Below are 1,022 nucleotides of genomic sequence, written 5' to 3' on the forward strand. Positions count from 1 at the left end.
TGAGCTGCTGCCGGTTTGATGGACACCGAGATTGGGTGTTTTATCGAGCCAGAGGTGGGTCATGCAGAGACGGAAGTTCAGTCGAGAGTTCAAGATCGAGGCGGTCAAGCTCGTCAGGGAGCGCGGGGTATCTGTGGCGCAAGCTGGCCGAGACCTGGGCGTTCATGAGAACGTGCTGCGCAAATGGGTGAAGGAGTTCGGCTTCGACGCTGCGCAGTCGTTCCCCGGCCACGGGCAACTGAAGCCTGAGCAATTGGAGATCGAGCGGCTGCGGCGCGAGGTCAACAAGCTGAAGGCGGAGCGGGATATCCTAAAAAAGGCCGCTGCCTACTTCGCGAAGGAAGCGACATGAAGTTCGGCTTCATCGCGAAGCACCGGGGCATCTGGCCGGTGGCATGGCTATGCGAAGCGATGGGCGTGTCGCGGTCGGGCTTTCATGCCTGGCTGAACCGATCGCCCAGCGCCAGATCCCGGAGCGACGAGACCGTAGGCCAGCAGGTCAAGGTCAGCTTCCTTGCCAGTGACCGGACTTACGGCGCGCGGCGCGTCTGGCGAGACCTTCTGGCGGACGGCGTCGAATGCGGCCTGCACCGGGTCGAACGGCTGATGCGCCTGCAGGCCCTGCGGGCGCGGCCACGACGCCGGCGTCTGCCGAAGGACGCAGGCCATCGCCAGATTGCGAACGTGGCGTCGAATCTTCTGGATCGGCAGTTCGAGGCCGAGCGCCCGAACCAGAAGTGGATCGCCGACTTCACCTACATCTGGACGGCTGAGGGCTGGCTCTATGTGTCGGCGGTGATCGACCTGTTCTCGCGCCGGGTGGTCGGCTGGTCGATGAACGCCAGCATGACCGCCCAGTTGGTTGCGGACGCCCTGTTGATGGCGGTCTGGCGGCGCGGCAAGCCGGATGCCCTGATGCATCATTCCGATCGCGGCAGCCAGTACGTCAGCGAGCAGTTCCAGCGCTTGATGGCTGATAGCGGCATCGTCTGCAGCATGAGTCGGTCCGGCAACGTCTGGGA

At 63.8% G+C, this 1,022-nt stretch carries 1 pseudogene; it reads left to right on the forward strand.

Annotated elements, in window-relative coordinates:
• Positions 1-61 precede the first annotated feature (61 nt).
• Positions 62-1,022: pseudogene (locus IVB32_RS27640) on the forward strand (IS3 family transposase); the annotation flags it as partial.

The sequence above is a fragment of the Bradyrhizobium sp. 23 genome (genome assembly GCF_023073295.1).
Taxonomy (GTDB): Bacteria; Pseudomonadota; Alphaproteobacteria; order Rhizobiales; family Xanthobacteraceae; genus Bradyrhizobium; species Bradyrhizobium canariense_D.